This is a genomic window from Dyella sp. SG609 (assembly GCF_012275375.1).
Lineage (GTDB): Bacteria > Pseudomonadota > Gammaproteobacteria > Xanthomonadales > Rhodanobacteraceae > Dyella_D > Dyella_D marensis.
In genome coordinates, this window is sequence record NZ_JAAZQJ010000012.1 from 118,816 (window position 1) to 143,853 (window position 25,038).

Genomic DNA, 25,038 nt, shown 5'->3' on the forward strand with positions numbered 1-25,038 from the left:
GACATGCACAGGAAACGCCAGCTCAGTCTTTCGATCACGCGCGCCGGCATCGTCGCCTTGCCGCTGCTGTATTCGCTCACCGCCACCGCGCGCGAGCCGGCGCAAACGCGCTGGGTCGACGACCCGTACAGCCGCATGAAGGCGATGGCGATGCTGCAGTCGCTCAACGCCGACCTGCTCAGCCACCCCAGCGCCACGCTCACCCTGGAGCGCTGGTGCGGCACGCATCATCTGGCCCACGACGCCAAGGTGGTGGCGCGCGTGGTGAAGGGCGCGGACAAGCCGCTGCCGGACGGCGCCCGCGAGCAGCTGGGCATCGGCGCCGAAGAACCGGTGCGCTACCGCCAGGTGCAGCTGGTCTGCGGCGGCCTGGTGCTGTCGGAAGCCGACAACTGGTACGTGCCGTCGCGCCTGAGCGAGGCGATGAACCGCGAGCTGGACGAGAGCGACACCCCGTTCGGCAAGGTGGTGCAGCCGCTGCACTTCCGCCGCCAGACCCTGGCCGCGGAGCTCCTGTGGTCGCCGCTGCCGGCCGGCTGGGACGCCGGCGCGCCGCTGCCGCCAGCCACCCGCCATCCGCTGGACATCCCCGCCCACGTGCTGCAGCACCGCGCGGTGCTGGTGAGCGGCGACAACCAGCCCTTCAGCCTGGTGGTGGAGAGCTATACGGCGAACGTGCTGGCGATGCCCTCGTCGCTGCTGGCGCCGACGCCCTAGCGCAAGCCCGGCGTAAGAGCCGCGTCACAAAATCTGCCAGAATGTGACGGCGATCGCAGGGAAGGGCGGTCGCCATTGCGCCGCGTGCCGTCCAGGCACGCTCCCAGGGAAACGGGGCCCGATGCCGCAGAACCTCTTCCGGTAATACCCCCGCGACGCGGACGCCATGGTGGCTTCCGGGGGAGCGCGCGGGCCGCAGCAAAGCAACAGGGGAAAACATGAAACTCATCGCCAGGACCGCATGCGTCGCCGCATGCGCGCTGCTGCTGTCGTCGTGCGCGACGATCGTCGGCGGCAAGTACCAGAACGTCAGCGTCGACACCAAGGCGTCCGACCAGAGCAGCATCGCCGCCCAGTGCACGCTCAGCAACGACCGCGGCACCGTCAGCGTCACCACGCCGGGCACCGCCCGCGTGCGCCGCTCCGACGGCGCGCTGGACGTGAGCTGCCAGAAGGACGGCGCCCAGATCGGCCAGCAGACCTACCACGCCAGCACCCGCGGCATGGTGTGGGGCAACCTTCTGTTCGGCGGCCTGATCGGCATCGTGGTGGACTTCACCAACGGCGCCGCGCACCACTATCCGGATCACCTGAGCGTGACCTCGTACAACAAGCACTACGACGCGGCCGCGATGGCCGGTGGCGCACCCGCCACCATGGGCAGCGGCAGCGCCGCCGCCTCGGTGCCGGCCGCCGCCGGCGACCTGGCCAGCCTGGATCGCCGCATCGCGCCGGCCACCTTCAATGCCGCGCAGAACGTGGCCGCCGCCAGGCAGTGCGACCGTGCGCTGCACGTGGTGATGGCCGATGGCGCACGCTCGCTGCTGGAAGCGAACTGCCCGGGCGCCGAGCCGGTGCATATCGAGTGCGATGGCGACAAGTGCGTGGCCGTGCACAAGGACTGACGCACATGGCTTAGGTTGGGGGGAGCGCAGCGAACCCCAACGTGCCGGCGACCGTGCAAGGTCCGTTGGGGTTCGCCTTTGGCTCACCCCAACCTACGCCGTCGTTGATGGGCTAGTGGCGCGGATCCTGCGGCGGATCCAGCCGCACCCACCGCTTCCCATCCACCCGCGCGCAAATCCCGCCCTCCGCGCACGGCGCCAGATTCCCCGCCGCGATCGCCGCATTGATCTGCGACGTCCACGCCGCATTCGACAGCTCGGTATGCGCGTGCATCACCGTATAAGCCGCCGCGCCGATCACCAGCAGCCCGCCGACGGCGCAGGCGATGAAGGCCTTCCACGCCGTCGCCGTATGCACCCGGCCGGCGCTGCTGATGCGCTGCTGCAGGTCCGCCGCGGCGTTGCGCACGTCCAGCATGGCGCTTTCCAGATGCTTCTCCGCCTGCGCGAACGGCTCGCGCAGGCCGTGGCTGAGCGTGGCGCCGGCCGCCTGGCGGAATTCCTCCACCGCGCTGGCCGACACCTGCTGCGCCACCTGGCTGACGCTCTGCGCCGCCATGCGGATGGTCTCCGCCGCCTGCGCGTTCTGCTGCACCACCTTGTCGCCGCGGGTTTCGAAGCTGTCGACCAGCATCGACAGCTTCACCGCCATGGCCTTGATGTCGTCCTGGGTCATGCGCGTCTACTCGCGTTCATTGCCGGAGCGTGGGCCCCTGCTGTTGCTGCTGCGGGTTCGGCGGCGGCTGCTGCGTCGGCGCGGGCGTGGCCTGCTGCTGTTGCTGCTGCGCCTGCAGCTGCCGGTTGGCCTGCTGGCCTTGCGCAAGCAGGGCCTGGCCTTCGCCCGATTGCGCGTACGACTGCGCGATCTGCCGCGAAGCCGCATCGTTCTGCGTGGCCGCGGCGCGGGTCAGCGCCTCGAACTGGTCGTTGACCGAGGGCGCCGCGACCGGCTGCTGCGGCGACGACGGCGTCGGCGCCTGCTGTTGCCCCTGTGCCTGTTGCCCCTGCGGCACCGGACCGATCGTGACCGGCTGGCGCGGATAGGCCTTGCTCAGCTCTTCGTTGACCGGCTCCGCACTGGTGCGCGTGCCGACGCCGTTCCATTCCTTCTTCGGCACCAGCACGGTGTTGTAGCCGGCCGGCGTGTTGCGGTCCACCTGGTTGAAGCGGTACAGCAGCATGCCCTGTTCCGAGCGGTGCACCACGTTCATGCCCGGATCGGTCGGCACCTGCGCCTTCTGCAGGAACGGCTTGTCGCTCACCGTGTTGAGGTAATCGACCATCAGGTTGTTGCTGCGCACCGCCAGGCCGTCGCGGTGGTAGCTGCCGCCGATGTCCGAATGCGCGCCCGCCACGGTGACGCCGAGGAAACGGCCGTCCTTGCTTTCGCCCGGCGGGATGATGTGGTCGACCTTGAACAGCCCGCGGCGCTCGTCCGCGGCGATGATCTGGAAGCCGGAAATCACCGAGGGCGGCGGCCGGCGATCGTGCTTCTGCGGCACGCCGGTGCCGACCGGATCGAACAGGCCCTCGACCTGGGCGACCTTGCCCGCTTCTTCCAGCCGCGGCTTGGAGTACTGCGCGTTCTTGATCATGCCGTCGCGCTCGTACGTGTACCTGGCGCCGCTCGGATCCTCGATGCCGCGCTCTTCCACCAGCCGGGTGAAGCCGGCCGCCTGTTCGGCGCCGCGGCTGAAGCCGATGCTGACCACGCTGATCTTGGCCTCGGGGTCCTCGCGCCGCCACTGCTTGGACTGCTCGATGAACTGCTTGTACATCTCCTCGGTGCGGCGCTCGTAGGTGTATCCGCGCATGCCGTCCAGGGTCTTGGTGACGCCGTTGTCCTGGGTGCCCGGGCCGGCCAGGTAGCCGGACACGATGCTGCGGTCGCCGCCGCGGTTGCGCTCCTGGATCTGCGCATGGATCTTGGCCACGTTGGTGGCGTGTTCCGGATCGTGCGCCACGTCGTTGCCGGTGCCGTCGAACGCCGCCACGAACACGCGCTCGTGCGGGTTGTTGGCGTGGATCAGCACGGGCGCCTCGAACTTCGCCAGCTGGTCGCGCGCGGTGTCGTAGCTCTGCAGGCGGGCGGCGTCGGCGGGGTAAGTGCCTACGCCGTCGTTGAGTATCCCGTCCGCGTCGGGCTTGTGGGTTTCCTTGGGCATGGTGCAGCTCCTTTAGTAAGTCCTGCTCCAGACCAGGAAGATGTCTTTCCTGAAGTCGCTGTCCTTGTTGCCCGGGACCTGCGGCTGCCGGGTGGGAATGAACATCGCGGTGTAGACGTTGATGGTGCGGTCGTCCACTTCCAGGTAGATGTCCGGCGCGCCGGCCACGGGGCCGGAATAGAAGTCGGTCATCGCTTCCTTGGGCACGTTGTGCCAGATCAGCTCGTCCTTGAAGATCTGCGCGATGTCGACCTTGGCCTCGTGCGCCGTGCCGTCCTTGGATTTCCAGCGGACTTCGGCCGGCGCCGGGAAGTTGCTGATGCCCAGTTCCGCCGAGCCCCAGCCTTCGCGGTAATCGCCGGCGGGCTTGGGCGGCGAAGCTTCGTCCGCGGCCTTCTGCACCTGGTAGCGGCCGTTGTACATGACGCTGCAGCCGATGGTGTCGTAGCAGAACGCCTCGAAGTTATGGCGCTTGAAATGGAGCGGTACCTGGCGGGTCAGAGCCGGCGCCGGTGCCGCAGTTCCCTGCGTGTCGTCGAGTGACATGGCGAAAACACATCCTGTAGAGAGAGAAACCGTGAGGCCCAGTACGAGCGAGGCCTGAAGCCGGAGGGCTGAAGTGCGCATGCGAGCAATCCCTTGTCTTCGTGTCGGCCATGCGGAGTCCGATGGCCCCGGCCATCTTACCGCGCTGCGCCAGCGTGGCCAGTTTCGACCGGCCAGTCAGCGAAGTACCGCACATTCGTCATCCCGGCGCAGGCCGGGATCCAGTGACGATACCGGCTGGTTGTCGCGAAAGCCCAAAAGCTGAACCTTACGACCTTCACGCACAAGCCAGCGCGTCGCTACTGGATCCCGGCCTGCGCCGGGATGACGAGGGGGGAGGGTGACGTCAGGGTGCGAGGTACGGCCGGGCGATCGCCATGGCCGTCCGGTACGGCTCCGGATCGTTGCGGTTGCTCAGCAGGATCACCGTCAGATGCTGCTTCGGCCAGCGCACGATCACGTTGCGGAAGCCGATGCTTTCGCCGGAATGCCAGCGCACGTCGCCATGGATGCGCCAGCCATAGCCATAGGCGTCGACGTCTTCTTCACCCGTGACCTGGTTCTGCGCGGCGAAGGCCAGGGCGCGCGAGCTGTCCTTGAGCAGGCGGCCGTCGTAGAGCGCGGCGTCCCAGCGCGCCAGGTCGTCGATGGAGGAATAGATGCCGCCGTCGCCGCGGGTGGCGCTGGTGAGGTCCTGGTCGGTGCGCACCCAGCGGCCGTCCTGCTGGCTGTAGCCGTAGGCGCGGTGCGCGGGCTGCGGGCCGTCCGCTTCGCGCAGCAGGGTGTGGTCCATATGCAGTGGCTTGAAGATGCGCTGGCGCAGGAACTCGGGCAGGCGCTGGCCGGAGGCGCGTTCGACGATCAGCCCCAGCAGCACGTAGCCGCTGTTGCTGTAGCGGTAGCCGGTGCCGGGCGCGAAATAGCCGCGCGTCTCGGCCGACAGCATGCGCAGCACGTCGCCGTCGTTGAGCTGCCTGGTGGTGCCGGGCGGCATCAGGTCTTCGTAATCGATCAGGCCGGACGCATGCGAGAGCAGGTGATGGATGGTGATGCCCTGGTCGCTCGCCGGCAGCGAAGGCAGCCAGCGGCGTACCGAATCGCCGAGTTTCAGCTTGCCGTCTTCCGCCAGCAGCAGGATGGCGGCGGCGGTGAACTGCTTGCTCATCGAGGCCAGCCGGTAGTTGGTGGCTGGCGTGGCGGCCACGCCGTGTTCCAGGTCGGCGTAGCCGTAGGCCCTGCGCAGCAGCGGCTTGCCGTCCTTCAGCACCAGCAGCGAGGCGCCGGGGACTTTGCCGGTGTAGGGCTGCATCGAGGTGTCGGCGTCGGCGGCGGGGGCGCGGGCGGAAAACAGCAGCAGCGCGGCAAGGAACGCGAAGTGGCGCATGGCGGGTCCCGGTCAGCGGATCGGCAGGTCGTAGTAGGTGTCGGGCGCCGGTTCCGGCTCGAGCGTGTAATGCCACCACTCGAACGCGTAGTTGCGGAAGCCGCCGCGGCGCATCGCCTCGCGCAGCAGGTCGCGATGGGCGCGCTGTGCGGGCGTGACGTCCGGGTTGTCGGTATTGGCCAGCGGGTCGAAGTAGTCGAACGGCGTGCCCATGTCGAGTGGCGCGCAGTGCTCGTCGCGCGCATCGCATTGCATCAGGGTGAGGTCCATGGTGGCGCCGCGGCTGTGGCCCGAGCGCGGCGCGATGTAGTCGCCGAGCAGCACGCGCTTGTCGAGATGGGGATAGTGCGCGGCCTTCGTGCGCTGGTCGGCCAGGTCGCCGCCCCAGCGCACGAAATGGCTGACGGCGCGGGCCGGACGGTAGCAGTCCCACAGCAGCAGGCGCTGGTGCTTGGCGTGCAGGTCGCGTTCGACCTTGGCCAGCGCCGCGGCCGCGGGGCGCAGCAGATAGCACTTCGCCGCCGCGTAGCCGTCGACCGGCGTGCCGACGAAGTTGTCGCTGCCGGCGTACTTGATGTCCTCGGCGATATCCGGCGCCAGCGTGCGGATATCCACCAGGTTCGCCTGCGCCAGCGTGCCGGTGGCGACGGGCGGCTTCGCGGCCGGCGCGGCGCAGCCGCACAGCAGCGCGGCGGCCAGCAGCGCCAGCCGCCTAGTCGCAGCCGCGTACGCGCTTGAACGCGAGATCTTCGAAGTCGTAGCTGAAATCGGCATCGGGATCGACCTTGCTCATCTGCAGGTTGCCGGACTTGCCGGTGGGTGCATGCAGCCAGGCTTCGGCGTCGCCGTGCTCCCACTGCACCAGGTAGCCGTGGCCCACGCGCATCACCGGGCCGCGCAGGCGAGGGGATTTGACCGCTTCGAATGCCACGCCGTCGCCGCTCGGGCACAGGCGCGCTTCGCCGAACCAGGGATCGCGCCATACGCCAAGCAGGCCGGCCAGTTCCTTGCGCGTGGCGGCTTGGCGTCTGGACGTATCGGGCACGCGCGACGCGTGGCGGTGGCTTTCCTTCGCGGCGAGTTCGTCCGCATAGGCGGCGACGCTGCGTGCTTTCTCCGGCGCGGTGAACTGCTTCAGCAGCACTTCGACCAGCACGGTGCGTGCGTCTTCCGCATCGCCGTTGATCAGCACCACGAAACCGTCGCGCCGGCCCGGCACCAGGTACAGCGCCGAATACATGCCCGACAGCGTGCCGGTATGCGATACGGTCTGCACGCCATCCACATCGGCGATGCGCCAGCCATAGCCGTAGGCATACAGCTTGGTGCCATCCCAGGCGCGGCGCTGCGCGGAGATCGGCATCGGCGTGTACGGCGTCCACAGCGGGTCGCGCTGCGCCTGCGGCAGCCAGGCCAGCTGCTGTGGCGTCGGCGCCAGCCATTGGCGCGCCCAGATCAGCATGTCATCGAGGCTGCACTGCACGCCGCCGGCCGCTTCCATGGTGGTGGGGTGCACCACGGGGTCGGTGGGCGCAAGCGGTACGAAGCCGTCACCGCGGCTTGCATGCGGCACCGCGACCGGCGCCAGCGCATCGCGGCGCCAGGTACCGACCTGGCAGCGTGCCAGCCCGAGCGGTTCGAACACTTCGCGGCGCAGCAGCGTTTCATACGGCGCGCCGCCCGCGGCGGCAGCGACTTCGCCCGCCACCACGTAGAGCAGGTTGTCGTACGCATAGCCGGCACGGAAGCTGTAGCGCGGCTTCAGATAGGCCAGCGCGGCGACGATGTCCTGGCGGGTGAAGCCGTTCGGCTCCGGCCACAGCATCAGATCGCCCGCGCCTTCGCCCAGCCCGCTGCGATGCGTCAGCAGGTCGCCGACCTGCATATGCTCGGTCACCCATGGGTCGTACATACGGAAAGCCGGAATCCAGCGCTTCACCGGATCGTCCCAGCGCAGCTTGCCCTGCTGCACCAGGCGCGCGAGCAGGGCGGAGGTCATCGCCTTGCTGTTGGAGGCGATCTTGAACAGCGCATCGGGGGTGACCGGCTGGCCGGATCCCAGCGCCAGTTCGCCCGCGGTATGCCGGTACACGACTTCGCCGTTCTCGATCACGCCGACGGCGATGCCGGGCAGGCGATAGCGCGCCACCACGGCGTCGACCAGCGGATCGAAGCGGTCCTTCGGCGTCTGCGCCTGCACCGCACCGGCGGCGAGCAGCAGTGCGATCGACAGGACTTCAGCGAGCCGGCGCATCGGCCGTCTGCTCCACCGCCCGCCACACGCGCAGCAGATTGCCGCCCCACAGCTTGGCGATGTCCGCATCGCTGAAACCGGCCTTGCGCAGCGCCGCGGTCACGTTGCGGGTCTGGCTGGCGTCGCGCCAGCCGTCGATGCCGCCGCCGCCGTCGAAGTCCGAGGCGATGCCGACGTGGTCGATGCCGGCGACGTCGACCATATGGCGGATCTGCGCCAGGTAATCGTCGAGCGTCGGCAAGGGAAAGGCCTTGTCGATGCGCGCCATGCCTTGGACATACGCTGGCAGGAAATCGTGCTTCTCGCTGTCGTACTGCTTGTCGCCCGCCTGCTTGGCCACCTGCGCCTGCAAGGCCTTCTCGGCGAGTTCGCGGCCCGGATCCAGCTTCAGGAAGCCCTTGTAAGCCACCGCCTGCACCACGCCACCCTTTGCCGCGATCGCACGCAGCAGATCGTCCGGCAGGTTGCGCGGATGGTTGACCAGCGCGTGCGCGCCGGAATGCGAGGCGATGACCGGCGCCTTCGACAGCGCCAGCACGTCGCGCACGCAGGCATCCGAACTGTGCGAGACATCGACCATGATGCCCAGCCGGTTGGCGCGCTCCACCACCTGCTTGCCGAACGCACTCAGCCCTGCGTCGCTCAGCGGCGGATCGCCCAGCTCGGCGGTGGGCATCGAGCTGGTGCAAAGATCGTTGTGGCCGACGTGGGTGAGGCCGATATAGCGCGCGCCCTGGGCGAACACCCAGTCCATGTTCTTCAGGTCGTGGCCGAGCGAATAGCCGTTCTCGATGCCGATCATCGCCGACAGCACGCCGGCCTTGCGGTTGGCGATGACTTGTTCCGGCGTGGTAGCCAGCTTGATGCGCCGCGGATAGCGCTGCACCAGCAGGTGGATGTCCTCGTACTTGCGCCTGGCCTGCGCTACCGCCTTGGCATAGCCCTTGGCATTGAGCGGGCCCTGCTCGACGTAGATGACGAAGAACGCGGCGTTCAATCCGCCGCGTTCCATCTTGCCCAGGTCCACCTGCAGCGGGGTGTCGTGACCCGCGTCGAAACGCGGCTCGTGCATGTAGGCCAGCGGGATATCGACGTGGGTGTCGATGGTGACGGGCGGGTCCTCGCCCGCCGCGGCGGGGCCGGTCCACAGCAGCAGCGGCGCCAGCGCGCCGAGATAAGGCCATAGCTTCATGCGCTTTCCCAATGCGAGGCCGGCTGTTCGCCGGCGACCATGTCTTCGAGACTCTGCCGCCGCCGCACTATGGCATGGCGGCCGCGCTCGAGCAGCACCTCGGCGGCGAGCGGGCGCGAGTTGTAGGTGGACGCCATCGAGGCGCCGTAGGCGCCGGTGGTGCGGATCAGCACCAGGTCGCCGCTGCGCAGCTCGGGCAGCTCGCGTTCCACCGCGAAGGTGTCGCCGGTTTCGCAGACCGGGCCGACCACGTCGTAGCGGCAGTGCGGACGCGGTCCGTCGAGCAGGGGGACGATGTCGTGCCAGGCCTCGTAGAGGCTGGGGCGCAGCAGGTCGTTCATGGCCGCGTCGAGCACCAGGAAGCGGCGCCGGTCGCCCTGCTTCACGCGGATCACTCGAGTGAGCAGCACGCCGGCCTCGGCGACCAGATAGCGGCCGGGTTCCAGCAGCAGGCGCCCTTTGAATGCTCCCAGGGCTTCGCGGATGGCCGCGGCGTAGTCCGCCGGCGCGATCGGCACCTGGCCGTCCCGATAGCGCACGCCCAGGCCGCCGCCCACGTCGATGCTGGCGATGGCGTGGCCGGCGTCTTCCAGCTCGCGCCAGAACGCCGCCACGCGCGCGAAGGCGAGGCGGAACGGTTCCACGCTGAGGATCTGCGAGCCGATATGCACGTGCAGGCCGTCCAGCCGTACGTTCGGGTGGCGCGCCGCCTGGTCGAACCAGCGGCGCGCCTCGTCGATGCTCACGCCGAATTTGTTTTCCGCCTTGCCGGTGGAAATCTTGGCGTGGGTCTGCGCGTCGACGTCGGGGTTGATGCGCACCGCCGCATGCGCGGTGACGTGCAGTTCGGCCGCCATCTGCTGCAGCAGCTCCAGTTCGTCCGCCGATTCGACATTGAAGCGCTGGATGCCGGCGGCCAGGGCCTCGGCGATCTCGGCCGCGGTCTTGCCCACGCCGGAGAACACGATGCGCTGCGCCGGAATGCCCGCATGCAAGGCGCGCCATAGCTCGCCGGAGGAGACGATGTCCGCACCCACGCCCGCTTTCGCCATCAGCTGCAGGATGGCCAGATTGCTGTTCGCCTTGACGGCGTAGCACAGCGTGGCATCCAGGCCTTGCAGCGCCTGCTGCAAGCCATCGATGCGGGCGCGGATCGCGCTGGCGGAATAGGCGTGGAACGGGGTGGGGATGCGTTCGGCGAGGCGGCGCAGGTCGACGCCGTCGAACAGGGTGTCGGGGTGGAGCGCAGGTTCGGCGGGAAGGGACGAGGTGTGGGACATGTTTCTGCCGTGTGCTGAAAAAAAGGCGGCCCGAACTCACGCGGGCCGCCTTGGGGAGTACACCTTCAGCGATGCATGCTCAGAAATCCAGCGACACGGTGAGCTGGGCAAAACGCGGATCCTGGAAGCGCAGCGCCTGGCGGAACGTGGAATTGGTACCGTCGCTGATCGAAGTCTGCAGATCCTGATCCACCGCCACCGTGCGCTGCTGGTTGAGCAGGTTGTAGATGGCGAACTTCACGCGCAGCTGGCCGGTCTCGCCCAGCGAGCGCAGGTAGGTGACGCTGGCGCCGAGGTTGTAGGTCCACGGCATGGTGCCGTACTTGCCGCGCGGGGAACGCTCGTACACGCGGTCTTCCGAACGGTCGGACGAGCAGTTGGCCACGCAGATGTAGTAGCTGTGGTAGTTGGTCGCGTCGTACGGATTGCCCACGCCGAAGCCGGTGATCGGGCCGCCGGACAGCACGGTGAGGTCGCCGCCGAACTGCCAGTGCGGGGTGAGCGCATAGGTGCCGCGCAGCTTCAGCTGGTGGCGGTGGTCGTTCGGCAGATAGCCGTCGCCGCCGAAGTTTACCCAGGGGTTGTCGAAGTTCTCGGTGCGGCCGGTATCGTCGAAGTTGGTATCGGAGTTGACCGGGCCTTCCGCGTTGCCGCGATTCCACGACAAGGTATACGAGGCGTTGAACGCCCACTGGTTGTCCCAGGCGCGGTCCAGCTGGAACTCCACCGAAGTGAAGGTGCGCTTGGGCTTCACCCAGCCGCGCTGGCCCAGGTAATTGCCGTCGGCGTCGTACATCGCCCAGCCTTCCTTCGCCGTGTCCACGGTGACCCAGCCGTCGGCCACGCCGTCGCAGTTGGTGTCGCCCCACACCGTGTTCTTCTTGCCCGGGTTGCCCATCACCCAGCCGATATAGCCGTTGGCGCCGCACTTGCCGGTGGCGCTGATCTCCATGTCGTCGATCGCGTTGTGCAGGCGGCGGTAGGTGGCGCTCACGCCCCAGGACCAGCTCTTGTCCAGCATCTGCTGGAAGCCGAGGATGGCTTCGTCCTGGAACACCTGGTCCATGTCCTTGTTCACCTGCGAGCGCAGGTCGCCGACCTTGCCGTCGCCCTGCGAGGTGTCCACGCCGCCCAGCTGCGGCCCGAGCACCGGCATCGCGTACTTGTTGCCGTTGCGGTCGACGATCTGCCAGCCGCTGAAGGCGTAGTAGGTGCGCTCGTCGAGCAGGCCGCCGGCCTGCTTGATGTTGATCACGTTGGCCACCGGCAAAAAGTAACGGCCCAGGTTGCCGAACAGCTTGGTGGTGCCGTCGCCCTTGATGTCCCAGGAGAAGCCGAAGCGCGGCGCCCACATGTTCTTCATCTTGATGTAGCTGCTGCCGTTGGCGGCCTTGTTGTCGAAGCCGTCGTTGCGGATGCCCGCGTTCAACAGGAAGGTCGGCGTGATCTGCCAGTTGTCTTCCAGGTAATACGCCGAGTTGGTGGTCTCGAAGGTGCCGGCGATCTCGTAGCGGCGCGCACGCACGTACGCCGTATACCCGGCCGGCAGCACGCCGCCGGTGTTGTTGATGGTGGAGCCCGGGGTGGCGTAGTAGAGGTTGTAGTAGACCGCGCCGGGGCCGGTGTAGTGGCGCTGGTAGATCGAGGTGTCCTTCTCGTGGTCGTAGCCGAAGCGCACCAGGTGGTCGCCGAGCTTCCATTCGAAATCGGCGCGGATCTCCTTGCGGGTGTCGTCGCGCTTCTCCACCGTGGAGTTGGTGGTGCAGCCCAGCGGCACGCCGCCCGGCACCGGCACGGCATTGGTGACCTTGGTTTCGGCCACCACGCGGTTGCATTCGATATCGCTGAGCGAGCGGGTATAGGCGTTGCGCTTGTTGCTGCCGTACAGCAGCTTCATCGACAGGTCGTCGGTGAGGTAGTTGGTGTAGGTCAGCGCCCAGTTCTTGCCGCCGGAGTCGGTGTAGATCTCGTTGGTCTTGGCGCCGAGCGTGCGCGTGTCGAAGGTGTAGTCGTAGACGTCGCCGGTGTTCTTGCTCTTGTCGGAGAACGCCATCAGCGACAGCAGGTTGTTGTCGTTGATGTGCCAGTCGATGGTGGCGCCCCAGAAACCGTTGTGGGCGCCGTTGCTGGTGAAGGTGGTGCCGTCGTCGCTGGTATTGCGCGGCGAGCTGCCGCGCGCCTCGTACATGGCGAAGAAGAACAGCTTGTCCTTCACGATGGGGCCGGACGCGTAGACATTGGTCTTCATCAGCGAGTCGCGGTCCTCGCTGGAGGCGAGGTAGCGGTTGCCTTGCGCGTCGTAGCGGTTCTTGGGCTTGTCGTGCCAGGCGCCCGGTTCCATGGTCAGCTCGGTGCCCCACTTGAACTGGTTGCTGCCCGAGCGCGCCACCGCGTTGATCACGCCGCCGGTGGTGCGGCCGAACTCCACCGAGTAGCCGCCGGTCTTGACCTGGAACTCCTGGTAGAAGGCGAACGGTGCTTCGGAGAAGCCGTTGCGGTTGTAGAAATCGGTGACGTTGAGGCCGTTGACGTAGATCGCGTTCTCCGCGATCGACGAACCGCCGAAGCTGATGCCGCCGAAGCTGGAATTGCCTTTGTTGACGCCCGGCGCGAGCAGGGCGACCGAGGCGATGTTCTGATCCACCGGCAGGCGGCGCAGTTCCTCGCGGCTGATGTTGACCGCCGACTCGGTGGAAGTGACGTCCACCTTGGTGATCACGCTGGTGGCGCTGACGCTCACGCCTTCCAGCTCCTTCACGCCCAGGTTCACCGTGGTGGCATTGCCCAGGGTCACCGTCACGTCGGCCGGCTGGGTGGTGAGGTTGCCGTCCTTGCGGCTTTCCAGCACGTACCTGCCCACCGGCAGGAACGGAATGCGGTAATTGCCTTTCTCGTCCGCCGTGGTGCTGCGCGACAGGCCGGTGGCTGGGTCGCGCACGGTCACCACCGCGCCGGGCTGCGTGCGGCCCACGATGGTGCCGTCGTTGTTGGCGCCATGCGCCTGCCAGGCAGGCAGGCCGAAGGCCAGGCCCAGCCCCAGACATAGCGCGGTCTTGCGCAGATACCGACTGCTCATCTCCCCCATCTCCCCGTCTCCCAACGTGATGTCGATGCGTTAGCGAAAAGAACTCAGGCGCCGCCGGCACGCCCCCGCGCGTCCGGCAGCAGCTGCCACTGGAAGTGGTAGTCCCACTGGTCGAAGTACAGATTCCCGCCCTTCCACTCGACCTCGCCGCGTTGCGAATCGACGTTGTCGGAGCGGAACTGCTGCTTGGGCGGCGTAAAGGGCTGGCCGAAATCGCGGTTGAAGGCGATGCGCCAGGCGTCCAGGCCGCCGAGGTAGAACCACTGCAGCGGCGCGTCGGCCGGCGCGGCCGGATGCAGCTGGCCGGTGGTCACGTCCATCGGCACCCAGCCGTAGGGCGCCAGATACACCTGGCCCCAGTCGTGGATGTTGTCGTAGCCGTTCTCGGCGAACACCATGCCGGACTGCCAGCGCGCCGGAATGCCGTTGAGCCGCAGCAGGGCGATCAGCAGCAGCGTCTGCTGCCCGCAGTCGCCGTGGCCGGCGTGCAAGGTGTAGTCGCTGATGTTGCTGATGGTCGAATACTCGCGCGCACCGGCCCAGGGGATGCGGTCCACCGCGGCGAACAGCTTCTGCGCGATGCGGTAGGGGTTCTTCTCCTCGCCCACCACATCCTTGGAGAACTTGCGCAGGTCGTCGGTGAACACCACGTGCGGCGCGCGCTCGGCCACGTAGGGTGCAAGTTCTGGCGTGATGCGCGTGGCGGTGACCTGGTCCGGGTCGATCTCGCGGTACTGCGCGGACAAGCTCACTTCATAGGTCACCGAGAACACGGTCTTCTCGCCGGCCTTCGCGGGCTGCTCCAGGTACACCGTGCGCATCGGCGCACTGGCCGGCGCGATGTCGTGCTTCGCCGGCACGCTGGTCACGTAGCGGATGTCGTCCTGCTGGCCGGGCAGTTCCTGCGGATAGGGAATCCACGCACGCACCGTCTCGCCCGCGGGCACGGCATTGGCGTCGACGGTCAGCGTCTGCGTCATGCGCACGCGGTGCGGCAGCACGTGGGTTGAGTGTTCGGCCAGCGCGGCGGCGCGCACCTGGCGGTGGTAGTCGTTGAGTGACTCCATCGGGCCGTCGGTGAGCGGCGTCTTGTCCGTGCGGCGCCCGCGTGCCTCGGCGCTCAGGCGGAACAGGTTGCCGGGCGAGCGCTTGAAGTACAGCGTGCGGCCGTCGATGGTCTGGTGTTCGAACAGGCCGGCGGCGTCCCAGCGCGCGAAGTCGGCGTCGCTCAGGTCCGGCATCTGCTTGCGCACCCGCGCCTTCACCGCGTCGGCGTCGAGGGTGAAGTCGAGCAGGATGCGGCGCATGCGCTCGCGCTGGAACAGCCAGTCCTGGCGCGCCTGGGCGGAGAGTCCCGGCTGGGCGAGCGCCTGGCCGATCGCGGCTTCGGCCTGCTTGAAGTGGCCGGCGTCGATCTGCGCGATGGTGTCGTTCAAGCCCGCGGGCGTGTCGCCGGCCGCGGCGAAAACGGGAGACATGGCGCAGCCCAGGGCCAGCGCAAAAGCGGTGCGGCGCAGTGCGCGCGCGGCCGCGGAACCCGGTGCCGAGCCTGCCGTTTTCAACACCAGAACTCCCCCGCAAGAAGTTGTTGAAAACGCTGTGTAGCATGCTTGCAATCCCTGGTCAATAATTTATGCTTCGATAGAAATTGACAGGAATTAGCTATTCCAAGCCTGCCGAATTGCCATGGGCCAGCCGCCCGGCAGCCACTGACGAAGGGGGTTCGATGATCCAGACGGTCTGGCCTTATCTGGCGCTGATGCTGTTGGCGGCCGGGGCATTCCCCGCGCTGGAAAGGCAGTTCGGCTGGCGGATCTTCAACGTGCTGCCGCCTATCGTGCTTACCTATCTGCTGGTCACCGCCCTGGCCGTGTCGGGGCTGTGGAAGAACACCGCCGAGATCCAGGCCGCGCAGGGCATGCTGGTGGAGCGCATGGTGCCGGCGCTGGTGTTCCTGCTGATGATCAACTGCGACCTGCGCGCGATCTTCGCGCTGGGTCCGCGCGTGCTGGCGGTGTTCGCCTGCACCTCGGTGAGCCTGTTCACCGCCTTCGTGGTCACCTACCTGATGTTCCGCCACTGGCTGCCGGGCGACGCCTGGCATCCGCTGGCTGCGCTCAGCGGCAGCTGGATGGGCGGCACGGCGAACATGATCGCGGTGAAGCAGGCGATCGGCATGTCCGACACGCACCTGGCCATGAGCCTGCTCACCGACGCGCTGTGCTACTCGATGTGGGTGGTGGTGCTGTTCTCGGTGGCGCGCCTGGCGCCGGCCTTCAACCGCTGGACCCGCGCCACCTCCAGCGCGGACCTGATCGTGGCGGAAACGCGCGTCGACAGTCCGCCCACCACCGACAGCGTGCTGCTGTGGCTGGGCCTGGCCCTGCTGGTGGCGGCGGGTTCGGCGTGGCTGGGCGACCGGCTGCCGGCGTCCGGCATGGTCAGTCCCACCACCTGGACCATCCTGCTGGCTACGGGCTTGGGCCTGCTCGCGGCGCATACGCCGCTGGCGCGGCTGCCGGGCGCGGGCAAGATTTCCGGCACCTTGCTGGTGGCGGTGGTGGCGGTGCTGGCCTCGCAAAGCAATTTCGAAGGCATGGGCCGCGCGCCGCTGTACCTGCTGTGCGGCGTCTGCATCATCGGCATCCAGGGCGTGCTGCTGGCGCTGTTCGCCAAGCTGTTCCGCTTCGACCTGTACCTGTGCGGCATTTCCTCGCTGGCGCATATCGGCGGCGTCGCCGCCACCCCGGTGCTGGCCGCCACCTATGCGCGTCCGCTGGTGCCGGTGGGCGTCCTGCTGGCCCTGCTCGGCTATATCCTCGGCACCGGCTTCGGCCTGCTGGTGGCCCAGGTGCTGTCGATGCTGTCGTCGTGAGCGGCGGCTATCGATGAGGAGAACGCGTTGAGGAAATCGGGATGAGGAAATCGGCAATGAAGAAACCGACCATGCGTCACCCGCTTGCCGCCGCCTGCCTGGTCCTGCTGCTGCCGATGGGCGCCGCGCTGCATGCGCGCGAGATGGCGGTGCCGCCCTCGGGCGTGATCGGCGTGGGCGCCGAGCAGCTGGATCCGGCGTTCTGGCTGCGCCAGGCGCCGTCGCCCGACGCCGTGGTGCTGGATGCCGCCACCATCGCCGCGCGCAATGCGAAACTGCTGCAGGTCGATCCCAGCATGCACGACCTGCAGGCGCTGCCGGCCACGCTGGAGCGCGCGCAGGTGCTGAAGTGGATCCAGGACCTTTCCAGGCGCCCCACGCACGAGCTCTACGACGAAGCCGGCCGCAGCGTACCCGCCGCCACGCTCGATGCCCTGCTGCCGTCGCTGGCGCTGGACCAGGTGCCGGCCACGCAGAAGACCCGCTACGGCCTGGTGGTGAAGCGCGCCGCGCTGCGTTCCTTTCCCACCTCGCTGCGGGTGTTCAGCCACAAGGGCGACACCGATATCGACCGCTTCCAGGAAACCGCCGAATTCCCCGGCACACCGGTGGCGATCGTGCATGCCAGCCAGGACGGCCGCTGGCTGTTCGTGGTGAGCCCGCGCTACGCGGCCTGGGTGGAACGCGACGCGATCGCCGAAGGCAGCCGCGAACAGGTGCTCGGCTATGCCGACAAAGCGCCGTACCGCGTGGTCACCGGCGCCACCGAGCGCACCGTCTACACCCGCGAACAGCCGGGCGTCTCGCAGCTGCAGCTGGACATGGGCACGCGCGTGCCGCTGGCGCAGGGCCTGGCGGCGGACCAGCCGGTCAACGGCCAGCACGCCTACAGCTCGTGGACGCTGGAGCTGCCGGTCCGCCAGGCCGACGGCTCGCTCGCCTTCAGCCCGGCGCTGCTGCAGAAGAACACCGACAGCGCGGCGGACTATCTGCCGCTGACCCATGCCAACCTGATCCGCCAGGCCTTCAAGTTCCTCGGCGAACGCTATGGCTGGGGCCATGCCTACGACGCGCGCGACTGCAGCGGCTTCGTCTCCGACGTCTACCGCAGCATGGGCGTGCAGATGCCGCGCAATACCAGCGCGCAGGCGGTCAGCCCGGGGCTGGAGCACACCTTGTTCACCGACAAGGACAGCCGCGCGGTGCGCGAGAAGGCGATCGACGCGCTGCAGATCGGCGACCTGATCTATATCCCCGGCCACGTGATGATGATGCTCGGCCGCATCGACGGCGAACCCTACGTGATCCACGACACCAACGGCCTCAGCTACCGCCAGGACGGCGCGATGCGGCGGGTCCAGCTCAATGAAGTGTCGGTGACGCCGCTGCGTCCGCTGATGTTCAACGACACGCAGCGCTATATCGACCGCATGACCAGCATCGTGCGCATCCGCTGACCGACCGACGACCCGACCCACACAGACGGACCTCATGAAAATCACCGATATCCAGTTCGGCATGCTGCGGGTGCCGCTGAAGACGCCCTTCAAGACGGCCTTGCGCACAGTCGAGCGCGTGGAGGACATCGTGGTGATGGTGCATACCGACACCGGCCACGTCGGCTTCGGCGAGGCGCCGGCCACCGCGGTGATCACCGGCGACACGCACGGCTCCATCGTCGACGCCATCCGCCACTACATCGCGCCGCGGCTGATCGGGCACGAGGTGGCGGACCTCAACCGGATCACCCATCTGATCCAGGCCTCGATGGAAAAGAACACCAGCGCCAAGGCGGCGGTGGAGATCGCGGTGTACGACCTGTGGGGCCAGCTCTACAAGGCGCCGCTGTACCAGCTGCTGGGCGGCGGCGATCCGGTGATCACCACCGACATCACCATCAGCGTGGACTACATCGACAAGATGGTGGCCGATTCGATCAGCGCGGTAGAGCGCGGCTTCGAGTCGCTGAAGATCAAGGTGGGCAAGGACATCGGCGTCGACATCGAGCGCGTCAAGGCGATCTACGCCGCGGTGGAAGACCGCGCGCTGCTGCGCCTGGACGCCAACCAGGGCTGGACCGCCAAGCAGGCGGTGTACGCGCTGCAGACGCTGGAAGACGCCGGCGTGAAGCTGGAGCTGGTCGAGCAGCCGGTGAAAGCGCGCGACCTGGAAGGCATGCGCTATGTCACCGAACGCGTGCATACGCCGGTGATGGCGGACGAGAGCGTGTTCGGCCCGATGGAAGTGATCGAGCTGATCCGCCTGCGCGCGGCCGACATCATCAACATCAAGCTGATGAAGACCGGCGGCATTTCCAATGCCATCCGCATCGCCGACATCGCCGGCCTGCACGGCATCGACTGCATGATCGGCTGCATGCTGGAAACCAGCATCAGTGTGGCTGCCGCGGTGCACGTGGCGGTGGCCAAGGCCGACGTGATCACCAAGGTGGACCTGGACGGCCCCTCGCTGTGCCAGTACGACCCGGTGGACGGCGGGGTGAACTTCAACGAGTCGGAGATCTCGATCAGCGCCGCGCCTGGATTGGGCATCCGCCAGATCCGCGGCCTGGAGCCGATCGATGGCTAGGAGTCCGATTATGGCCGCATCGCTGCCCGCACCGCCCATGTCACCACTGGTGAAGATCCGCTCCGAGCGCGACCAGATGTCGGCAGTGGAGCGGCGCATCGCCGACTTCATCCTGGAGAACGCGCAGCTGCTGCGCGACTACTCCTCGCAGCAGTTAGCGAACGCGCTGGGGATCAGCCAGTCCAGCGTGGTGAAGTTCACCCAGAAGCTGGGTTTCAAGGGCTATCCGGACCTGAAGTACTCGGTCGGCGAGGCGATCGCGCGCGCCGACAACGGCGAGGCCGCGGTGGCGGCGCACCCGGTGGCCGGCGGCGAGCGCGAGTCGCTGGCCACCAGCCTGTGGCGGCGCAAGTCGGAGGCGGAAGAGGCGACGCGGCTGATCAATCCGCCGGAAACCCTGCGCGGCGCGGTGGAGGCGCTGGGCAAGGCCGGCAAGGTGTTCGTGATCGGCGTGGGCGAGGACGACGTCTACTCGCGCGGCTTCGCGCTGAAGCTGTCGATGCTGGGCATCGCCACCGTGCAGAGCTTCGACGTGGCGCGGATGATGGCGAGCATTTCTTCCGGCGGCGCGGGCGACGTGCTGCTGATCTTCTCCGAGCATGGCCACCATCCGGCGCTGTGCAAGATGGGGCGGCTGTTCCGCGAGCAGCGCGGCCGTTTGCTGACGGTGACGCGCCATACGTCCAATCCGCTGCGCGCGCTGGCCGACCTGGCGCTGCTGGTGTCGGCGCACGACGAGCAGCCGTACGTGCAGTCGATCGTCTATCAATCCGCCCTGCAGCATCTGCTGGACGGGTTGTTCATCGAGCTGTGCGAGGGCGACGAACGCCGCCACGCGCAGCTGCTCACCAATCTGGAACGGCTCCAGCTGCTGCTGGAACCCTGACCGCCTGACGATTCCGGGGCCGCATGATCCACGCTTTCCGTCTGTCCACACTGCGTTCGATCGTCGGCCTGGCGCTGCTTGCCTTGGCCGGTTGCGCTGCTTCGCCGCCGCCGCGCACCGATGCCCTCGCATGGAAGGATGCGCGCCAGCTGGTGCTGGTCGTTACCGACGACTGGAATGTCGACCACGGCCGGATGCGTGCGTACGAGCGCCATGGCGATGCGTGGCAGCCGGTGGCGGATGCGGTGCCGGTCACCATCGGCCGCTCGGGCGCCGCCTGGGGCGTGGGCCTGCATGCGCCGCGCACGGATGGCCCGGTAAAGCATGAAGGCGACGGCCGCAGTGCCGCGGGCGTGTTCCGTATCGGCGAGGCCTTCGGCTATGCCGGGCATGCGGATACGGCGCTGGCGTACCGCGCGCTGACCGTGTCGGACTACTGCGTCGACGTGGACGGCTCGCCGCTCTACAACCGCATCGTCGACGCCAACCACGAAGACGCCAAGGCGGTGGCCGGTTCGACCGAGGCGATGCGGCTGGACCTGCACGCGCACGGCGACCAGCGCTACAAGCTGGGCTTCGTGATCGAGCACAACCCGGACGGGCAGCGCGGCGCCGGTTCCTGCATCTTCGCCCACCTGTGGCGCTCGCCCACCGACAGCACCGCCGGCTGCACCGCGATGGACGAAGCGGCGATGCGCCAGCTGCTGGGCTGGCTGAAGCCGGAAGAACACCCGGTGTTCGCGCTGCTGCCGCGCCAGGCCTATACCAAGCTGCAGCGCGACTGGGCGCTGCCGGCGGCGGACGCCGCGCCATGAGTCCCACCGCGCGGGTACTGGCCGGTCTCGCCGCCGGCGCGGCGCTGGGGCTGGCGCTGGACGCGATGAGCCCCGCGCTTGCGGTGCGCGTCGCCGACGTCGCGCAACCGCTGGGCCGGCTATGGCTGAATGCCTTGCAGATGACCGTGGTGCCGCTGGTGCTGGCGCTGATCGTGGTGGGCGTGAACACCGCCACCGACGCGGCCGCGTCCGGGCGCGTGGCGCGGCGCGCGATCGGGGTGTTCATCGTGATCCTGGCCGGTGGCGCATTGCTGGCGGCGTTCGCCGCGCCCTCGGTCTTCGCGCTGTTTCCGCGCAGCCCGGCGCTGGCCGCGGCGCTGGGCAAGACGGTGGCGGGGCCGGCGTCGACGGTGGCGCCGATGGGCTGGGCGGACTGGTTCAACGGCATCGTGCCGAGCAACGCGATCATGGCCGCCGCGCAGAGCGCGATGTTGCCGACGGTGGTGTTCGCGCTGTTCTTCGGCTTTGCGCTGACGCGGATCGAGGCGGCGCGCCGCACCTTGGTGGTGAATTTCTTCCAGGCCATCGCCGACACCATGATCGTGGTGGTGCGCTGGGTGCTGTGGGCGGCGCCGGCGGGCGTGTTCGCGCTGATCCTGGCCGTATGCGCGCGGGCCGGGCTGCATATGCTCGGTGCGCTGGGCATCTATGTGCTGGTCGAATGCCTGCTGTACCTGGCGGTGACCCTGCTGATGCTGCCGGTGGCGGTGCTGTGGGGTGGCGAGCGCATACGCCGCTTCGTCGCCGCGCTGGCGCCGCCGCAGGTGGTGGCGCTGAGCACGCAGTCCTCGCTGGCCTCGATGCCGGCCATGCTGGAAAGCGCCGGCACGCGATTGGGCTATCCGCAGCACGTCAATGCGCTGGTGCTGCCGATGGCGGTGAGCCTGTTCCGCCTGACCAGTCCGGTGCAGTACGTCACCTCGGCCTGTTTTATCGCCTGGGCCTTCGGCATCGAACTGGGCGCGGCGCAGCTGGTGCTCGGCGCGCTGCTGGCGGTGGTGATCAGCCTGGGTTCGGTGGGCCTGCCGGGGCAGGTGAGCTTTATGGCGACCAACCTGCCGGTGGCGCAGGCGATGGGCGTGCCGGTGGGGCCGCTGGGCCTGATGCTGGCGGTGGACACGCTGCCGGATGCGCTGGCCACGCTGGGCAATGTCACGGCCGATCTCACCGCCACCAGTGTCGTGGCGAAGCAATCGGCGGCGGATGCCGCCGCGGTGGAGAGCGCATGAGCCGGATCGTGGAGGTCGATGCGGTGGTGATCGGCGCCGGCATGGCCGGCGCCTCGGTGGCGTACTTCCTGGCGCCGCATGCGCGGGTGGTGGTGCTGGAGCGCGAGACGCATCCGGGCGTGCATGCCACCGGGCGCTCGGCGGCGTTGTTTTCCGAAACCTACGGCTCGCCGCAGGTGCGCGCGCTGACGCGGGCGACGCGGCCGTTCCTCGAGCATCCGCCGGAAGGTTTCGCGGCGCATCCCATCCTCACGCCGCGCGGCACCGTGATCATCGGCGACGCGGACAGGGTCGATGCGGTGGTGGCGATGCACGATGCGATGTCGTCGCATACCTCCGATCTGAAACTGCTGTCGCCGGACGAGTTGCTGGCGATGGTACCGGTGCTGCGCCCGGAAGCGGCACGCATCGGCCTGCACGAGCCCGGCGCCGCGGACATCGACGTCAACGAACTGCACCAGGGCTTTCTGCGCGGCCTGCGCGCACGCGGCGGACAGCTGCGCACCGGCGTGGAGATCGGCGCGATCGAACGCGGCCCCGGGCATTGGTATGTGGATGCGGGCGACACGGTGTATCGCGCGCCGCTGGTGCTCAACGCGGCGGGCGCCTGGGTCGACCAGGTGGCGAACCTGGCCGGCGTCCATCCGCTGGGCATCGAGCCGCGCCGCCGCTCGGCCTTCCTGTTCGCAGCGCCGGATGGCCTGGCCACCGCGCGCTGGCCGTTCGTGATCGATGCCGACGAAAGCTTCTACTTCAAACCCGACGCCGGATTGCTGCTCGGTTCTTGCGCAAACGCCGACCCGGTACTGCCGCACGACGTGCAACCCGAAGAACTCGACGTGGCCCTGGGCATCTACCGCATCGAGGAAGCCACCACGCTGAGCATCCGCCGGCCAGTGCGTACCTGGGCGGGATTGCGTTCCTTCGTTGCCGACGGCGACCTGGTGGGCGGCTTCGCCACGGATGCGCCGGGGTTCTTCTGGGTGGCGGCGCAAGGCGGCTACGGCATCCAGACCAGCGCGGCGATGGGCGAAGCCTGCGCGAGCCTGGCGCTGGGCAGGGCGCTGCCGGGCTATCTGCAGGATGCAGGGCTTAGCGCGGCGATGCTGGCGCCGCGCGATCAATAAGGTCCACCGGAAACTACCGCGGTCGAAAAGGCGGCCTGACGTAAATGGTGCCGCCGCCAACCGTAACCGTCGGATTGATCAGTCCCGAATCGGGCCTCAGCGGAGCGATGCTTGGTCCCGTGCTGGGCCTGCCGCCGCTGCCTCCTCCATGTCCTGTATGGGAACCACCGGTGGCTGGGTGATCCTGCCGCCGCTCGGTCTTGCCGTTGATGTAGTCGAGACCGTTGAGACCATTGATGATGTCGTAGGTCGTGCAGAACTGTGCATTGCAGATGGTCAGTGTGTCGCCCGGCTTGAAGTTGTCCCATGCCAGGAAATGGTCAAAGTTTCTTATGACTCTCAGTGTCAGAACGTCCGGGATGGGCGACGACACCTTGCAGGAGTTCTGGCATATGCCGAGGTAATGAGGGGTGCCGGCCAGGGCGGGCGCCGTGGCGAGAAGGGAAAGCAGGCCAAATAGCTTCATCGGCTGCCCTCCTACTTGCAGTGTTCGGCGACGAAGGCTGTCGCCGCGGATTGCAGGGCAAATATGCGTTGAGGCGGCAGCCTTGCTTCCAGCCGCATCTGCTCGGTTGGATCGTACGTAGCCAGCAGCTTGTTGGTGATGACTTCGTACTTGTAGGCAGTCTCCGGATCGTCCCCATACAGAAGGCCATCCGCCTTGCCGGCATTGAAGGCAATCATGCCGATCGCGTCGACATTGCACTCGTCGGCAAGCGCTTCAAGATAATGCCGGGACGTCGAAAGGTAGCTCTGTACGGCCGCGGGATGTTCGAGTGCGTATTCGGTGCTGCCTAGCGCTTCCGTGGTGCCGGAGGAAGCGTAGATGTACCTGGCCGGGCCATATCCATGCTCCGCGGCGAGCCTTAGCCACGTTGCCCTGCCATCGAGTTGCTCGTGGCTGATGTCCTTGCACGTGGCGAGATAGGCGCTGTTGTCATCGGCGAGTTTTGCTGTCGAGCAGGCGGCAAGACTCGCGTACAGCAAGGTGGCGGCGTGATCGTCGCCGGCCTTGGCCTGGTCGATAAGAGTGTCCAGATGATCCTTCAGCTGCCCGGTGGGCGGCTTGAGGGAATCGATATGCTTGATGCGATGAAAGGCCGGGTTGTCGCCCGGATCGGTGGCCGCCATCGCACAGGCGGATACGCAGGTGGTCACCAGCGCGGCGATCAGGTTTGCAAGGGGCTTGCGCATTTCGTTCCCGGTCTCGATTCGAATGAGGAGGCCGGGTGAGATTCCTCGATCCTGCCGGGATCGCTAAGCATGAGCGCTGCATTTTCAGACAGTGCCTAAGCTGGCAGGGCGGACTGCCTCAATGGTGGTGCCCGGTTTCGTCATCCGCAGGCAAACCGCCGCCAAGACCTGGTCCCGCGCCCGCGGCCATGCCGCCGCCAGCTTTTCCGCCGCCGCTAGCTCCACCCTTGTTGCCCTCACCTTTGCCGCGTTGCGCAGCCACGCGCGCCGGTCCCTGCTTCGGAATGCCGACGGAGGAGGGAATCGGGTCGAGGTCCAGCACTTCGCGGATGAAATCGCGCAAGGAGACCACCAGCTCGTCGATATGCACGGGCCTTCCCGCCACCAGTTCGTTGGCGGCATGTGCGGCGAGTTCCACCTGCCGTTCGGTGCCCAGCAGGATGATGTCCGACAGCGCCGCTTCCACCGCATCGCGCGTACGGCGCGCTCGTTCGCCCGCCGCCATCGCCGCTTCCGCTTCGCCGCGTTCGCGCAGCTGGCGCAGGTGGGTGGGATCGACGGCGAGGTTGCCGGTGAAGGAGCCGCCCAGGGTCTTGTAGGCGGCGATCAGGGTGCGCAGGCGTTCGTTGATCTGGCGGTTGGCGCGCTCGCGCCGCTGCTGCACCGTCTGCATCGCCAGCAGGCGGATGCCGACGCCGATCAGGGTGATCACCGCCAGGCCGATCAGGGTGGAGAGCAGGCCTTGCCAGGAGGTGAAGTCGAGATTGCGCATGG

Annotated in this window: 22 protein-coding genes; 9 read left to right on the forward strand and 13 right to left on the reverse strand. The window is 67.8% G+C overall.

Annotation, left to right across the window (positions count from 1 at the left end):
* The first annotated feature begins 3 nt into the window (after window positions 1–3).
* Both FHW85_RS18745 and FHW85_RS18750 read left to right on the forward strand, forming a co-directional pair.
* Complete coding sequence (locus FHW85_RS18745; protein WP_243867816.1) at window positions 4–717, forward strand: hypothetical protein; 714 nt, start codon at window positions 4–6, stop codon at window positions 715–717.
* 218 nt (window positions 718–935) lie between these two features.
* On the forward strand, window positions 936–1,622 hold the full coding sequence (locus FHW85_RS18750; protein ID WP_168649267.1) for a hypothetical protein: 687 nt from the start codon (window positions 936–938) through the stop codon (window positions 1,620–1,622).
* Between the two features lie 112 nt (window positions 1,623–1,734).
* Here FHW85_RS18750 and FHW85_RS18755 read toward each other — a convergent pair whose 3' ends face one another.
* From FHW85_RS18755 to FHW85_RS18800, 10 genes are all read right to left on the reverse strand, one after another.
* Window positions 1,735–2,298, reverse strand: a complete 564-nt coding sequence (locus FHW85_RS18755; RefSeq protein WP_168649268.1) for a hypothetical protein — start codon at window positions 2,296–2,298, stop codon at window positions 1,735–1,737.
* 16 nt (window positions 2,299–2,314) lie between these two features.
* Window positions 2,315–3,787, reverse strand: coding sequence for a DUF2235 domain-containing protein (locus tag FHW85_RS18760; protein WP_168649269.1), 1,473 nt, complete (start codon window positions 3,785–3,787; stop codon window positions 2,315–2,317).
* Window positions 3,788–3,799: 12 nt separating this feature from the next.
* The gene (locus FHW85_RS18765) at window positions 3,800–4,333 is read right to left on the reverse strand and encodes a hypothetical protein (RefSeq protein WP_167252628.1); all 534 of its coding nucleotides are present in this window, start codon (window positions 4,331–4,333) and stop codon (window positions 3,800–3,802) included.
* Between the two features lie 346 nt (window positions 4,334–4,679).
* Complete coding sequence (locus tag FHW85_RS18770; RefSeq protein WP_168649270.1) at window positions 4,680–5,717, reverse strand: serine hydrolase domain-containing protein; 1,038 nt, start codon at window positions 5,715–5,717, stop codon at window positions 4,680–4,682.
* 12 nt (window positions 5,718–5,729) lie between these two features.
* Window positions 5,730–6,491, reverse strand: a complete 762-nt coding sequence (locus FHW85_RS18775) for a M15 family metallopeptidase (RefSeq protein WP_168649271.1) — start codon at window positions 6,489–6,491, stop codon at window positions 5,730–5,732.
* A complete protein-coding gene (locus FHW85_RS18780; RefSeq protein ID WP_168649272.1) occupies window positions 6,430–7,971 on the reverse strand; it encodes a serine hydrolase domain-containing protein in 1,542 nt (513 codons plus the stop codon). Before FHW85_RS18780 ends, FHW85_RS18775 begins: the two co-directional genes overlap by 62 nt.
* Window positions 7,955–9,163, reverse strand: coding sequence for a dipeptidase (locus tag FHW85_RS18785; RefSeq protein WP_168649273.1), 1,209 nt, complete (start codon window positions 9,161–9,163; stop codon window positions 7,955–7,957). Before FHW85_RS18785 ends, FHW85_RS18780 begins: the two co-directional genes overlap by 17 nt.
* The gene (gene lysA / locus FHW85_RS18790; RefSeq protein WP_168649274.1) at window positions 9,160–10,443 is read right to left on the reverse strand and encodes a diaminopimelate decarboxylase; all 1,284 of its coding nucleotides are present in this window, start codon (window positions 10,441–10,443) and stop codon (window positions 9,160–9,162) included. Before lysA ends, FHW85_RS18785 begins: the two co-directional genes overlap by 4 nt.
* 79 nt (window positions 10,444–10,522) lie before the next feature.
* On the reverse strand, window positions 10,523–13,519 hold the full coding sequence (locus FHW85_RS18795) for a TonB-dependent receptor (RefSeq protein WP_168649275.1): 2,997 nt from the start codon (window positions 13,517–13,519) through the stop codon (window positions 10,523–10,525).
* A 53-nt stretch (window positions 13,520–13,572) separates the two neighbouring features.
* Window positions 13,573–15,006 carry a transglutaminase domain-containing protein gene (locus FHW85_RS18800; RefSeq protein ID WP_168649276.1) on the reverse strand — a complete coding sequence of 478 codons (1,434 nt, stop codon included), beginning with the start codon at window positions 15,004–15,006 and terminating at the stop codon, window positions 13,573–13,575.
* A 248-nt stretch (window positions 15,007–15,254) separates the two neighbouring features.
* Between FHW85_RS18800 and FHW85_RS18805 the strand changes: the two genes are divergently transcribed.
* From FHW85_RS18805 to FHW85_RS18835, 7 genes are all read left to right on the forward strand, one after another.
* A complete protein-coding gene (locus FHW85_RS18805) occupies window positions 15,255–16,403 on the forward strand; it encodes a DUF819 family protein (protein ID WP_167252620.1) in 1,149 nt (382 codons plus the stop codon).
* Between the two features lie 71 nt (window positions 16,404–16,474).
* Window positions 16,475–17,860 (forward strand): SH3 domain-containing protein, encoded by a 1,386-nt coding sequence (locus FHW85_RS18810; RefSeq protein WP_168649277.1) that lies wholly within the window; start codon window positions 16,475–16,477, stop codon window positions 17,858–17,860.
* A gap of 34 nt (window positions 17,861–17,894) precedes the next feature.
* A complete protein-coding gene (locus FHW85_RS18815; protein WP_168649278.1) occupies window positions 17,895–18,992 on the forward strand; it encodes a dipeptide epimerase in 1,098 nt (365 codons plus the stop codon).
* Between the two features lie 37 nt (window positions 18,993–19,029).
* Window positions 19,030–19,878: a MurR/RpiR family transcriptional regulator gene (locus FHW85_RS18820; protein WP_168649291.1), complete on the forward strand. Its 849-nt coding sequence runs from the start codon at window positions 19,030–19,032 to the stop codon at window positions 19,876–19,878.
* Between the two features lie 23 nt (window positions 19,879–19,901).
* The gene (locus tag FHW85_RS18825; protein WP_168649279.1) at window positions 19,902–20,693 is read left to right on the forward strand and encodes a hypothetical protein; all 792 of its coding nucleotides are present in this window, start codon (window positions 19,902–19,904) and stop codon (window positions 20,691–20,693) included.
* Window positions 20,690–21,943 (forward strand): dicarboxylate/amino acid:cation symporter, encoded by a 1,254-nt coding sequence (locus FHW85_RS18830; protein WP_167252617.1) that lies wholly within the window; start codon window positions 20,690–20,692, stop codon window positions 21,941–21,943. Before FHW85_RS18825 ends, FHW85_RS18830 begins: the two co-directional genes overlap by 4 nt.
* On the forward strand, window positions 21,940–23,070 hold the full coding sequence (locus tag FHW85_RS18835) for an FAD-dependent oxidoreductase (RefSeq protein ID WP_167252616.1): 1,131 nt from the start codon (window positions 21,940–21,942) through the stop codon (window positions 23,068–23,070). Before FHW85_RS18830 ends, FHW85_RS18835 begins: the two co-directional genes overlap by 4 nt.
* Window positions 23,071–23,083: 13 nt before the next feature.
* Here the strand turns inward: FHW85_RS18835 and FHW85_RS18840 are convergent, their stop codons facing one another.
* From FHW85_RS18840 to FHW85_RS18850, 3 genes are all read right to left on the reverse strand, one after another.
* The gene (locus FHW85_RS18840) at window positions 23,084–23,536 is read right to left on the reverse strand and encodes a hypothetical protein (RefSeq protein WP_167252615.1); all 453 of its coding nucleotides are present in this window, start codon (window positions 23,534–23,536) and stop codon (window positions 23,084–23,086) included.
* 11 nt (window positions 23,537–23,547) lie between these two features.
* Complete coding sequence (locus tag FHW85_RS18845) at window positions 23,548–24,264, reverse strand: hypothetical protein (RefSeq protein WP_168649280.1); 717 nt, start codon at window positions 24,262–24,264, stop codon at window positions 23,548–23,550.
* A 118-nt stretch (window positions 24,265–24,382) separates the two neighbouring features.
* Window positions 24,383–25,036: a hypothetical protein gene (locus tag FHW85_RS18850; RefSeq protein WP_168649281.1), complete on the reverse strand. Its 654-nt coding sequence runs from the start codon at window positions 25,034–25,036 to the stop codon at window positions 24,383–24,385.
* Window positions 25,037–25,038 lie beyond the last annotated feature (2 nt).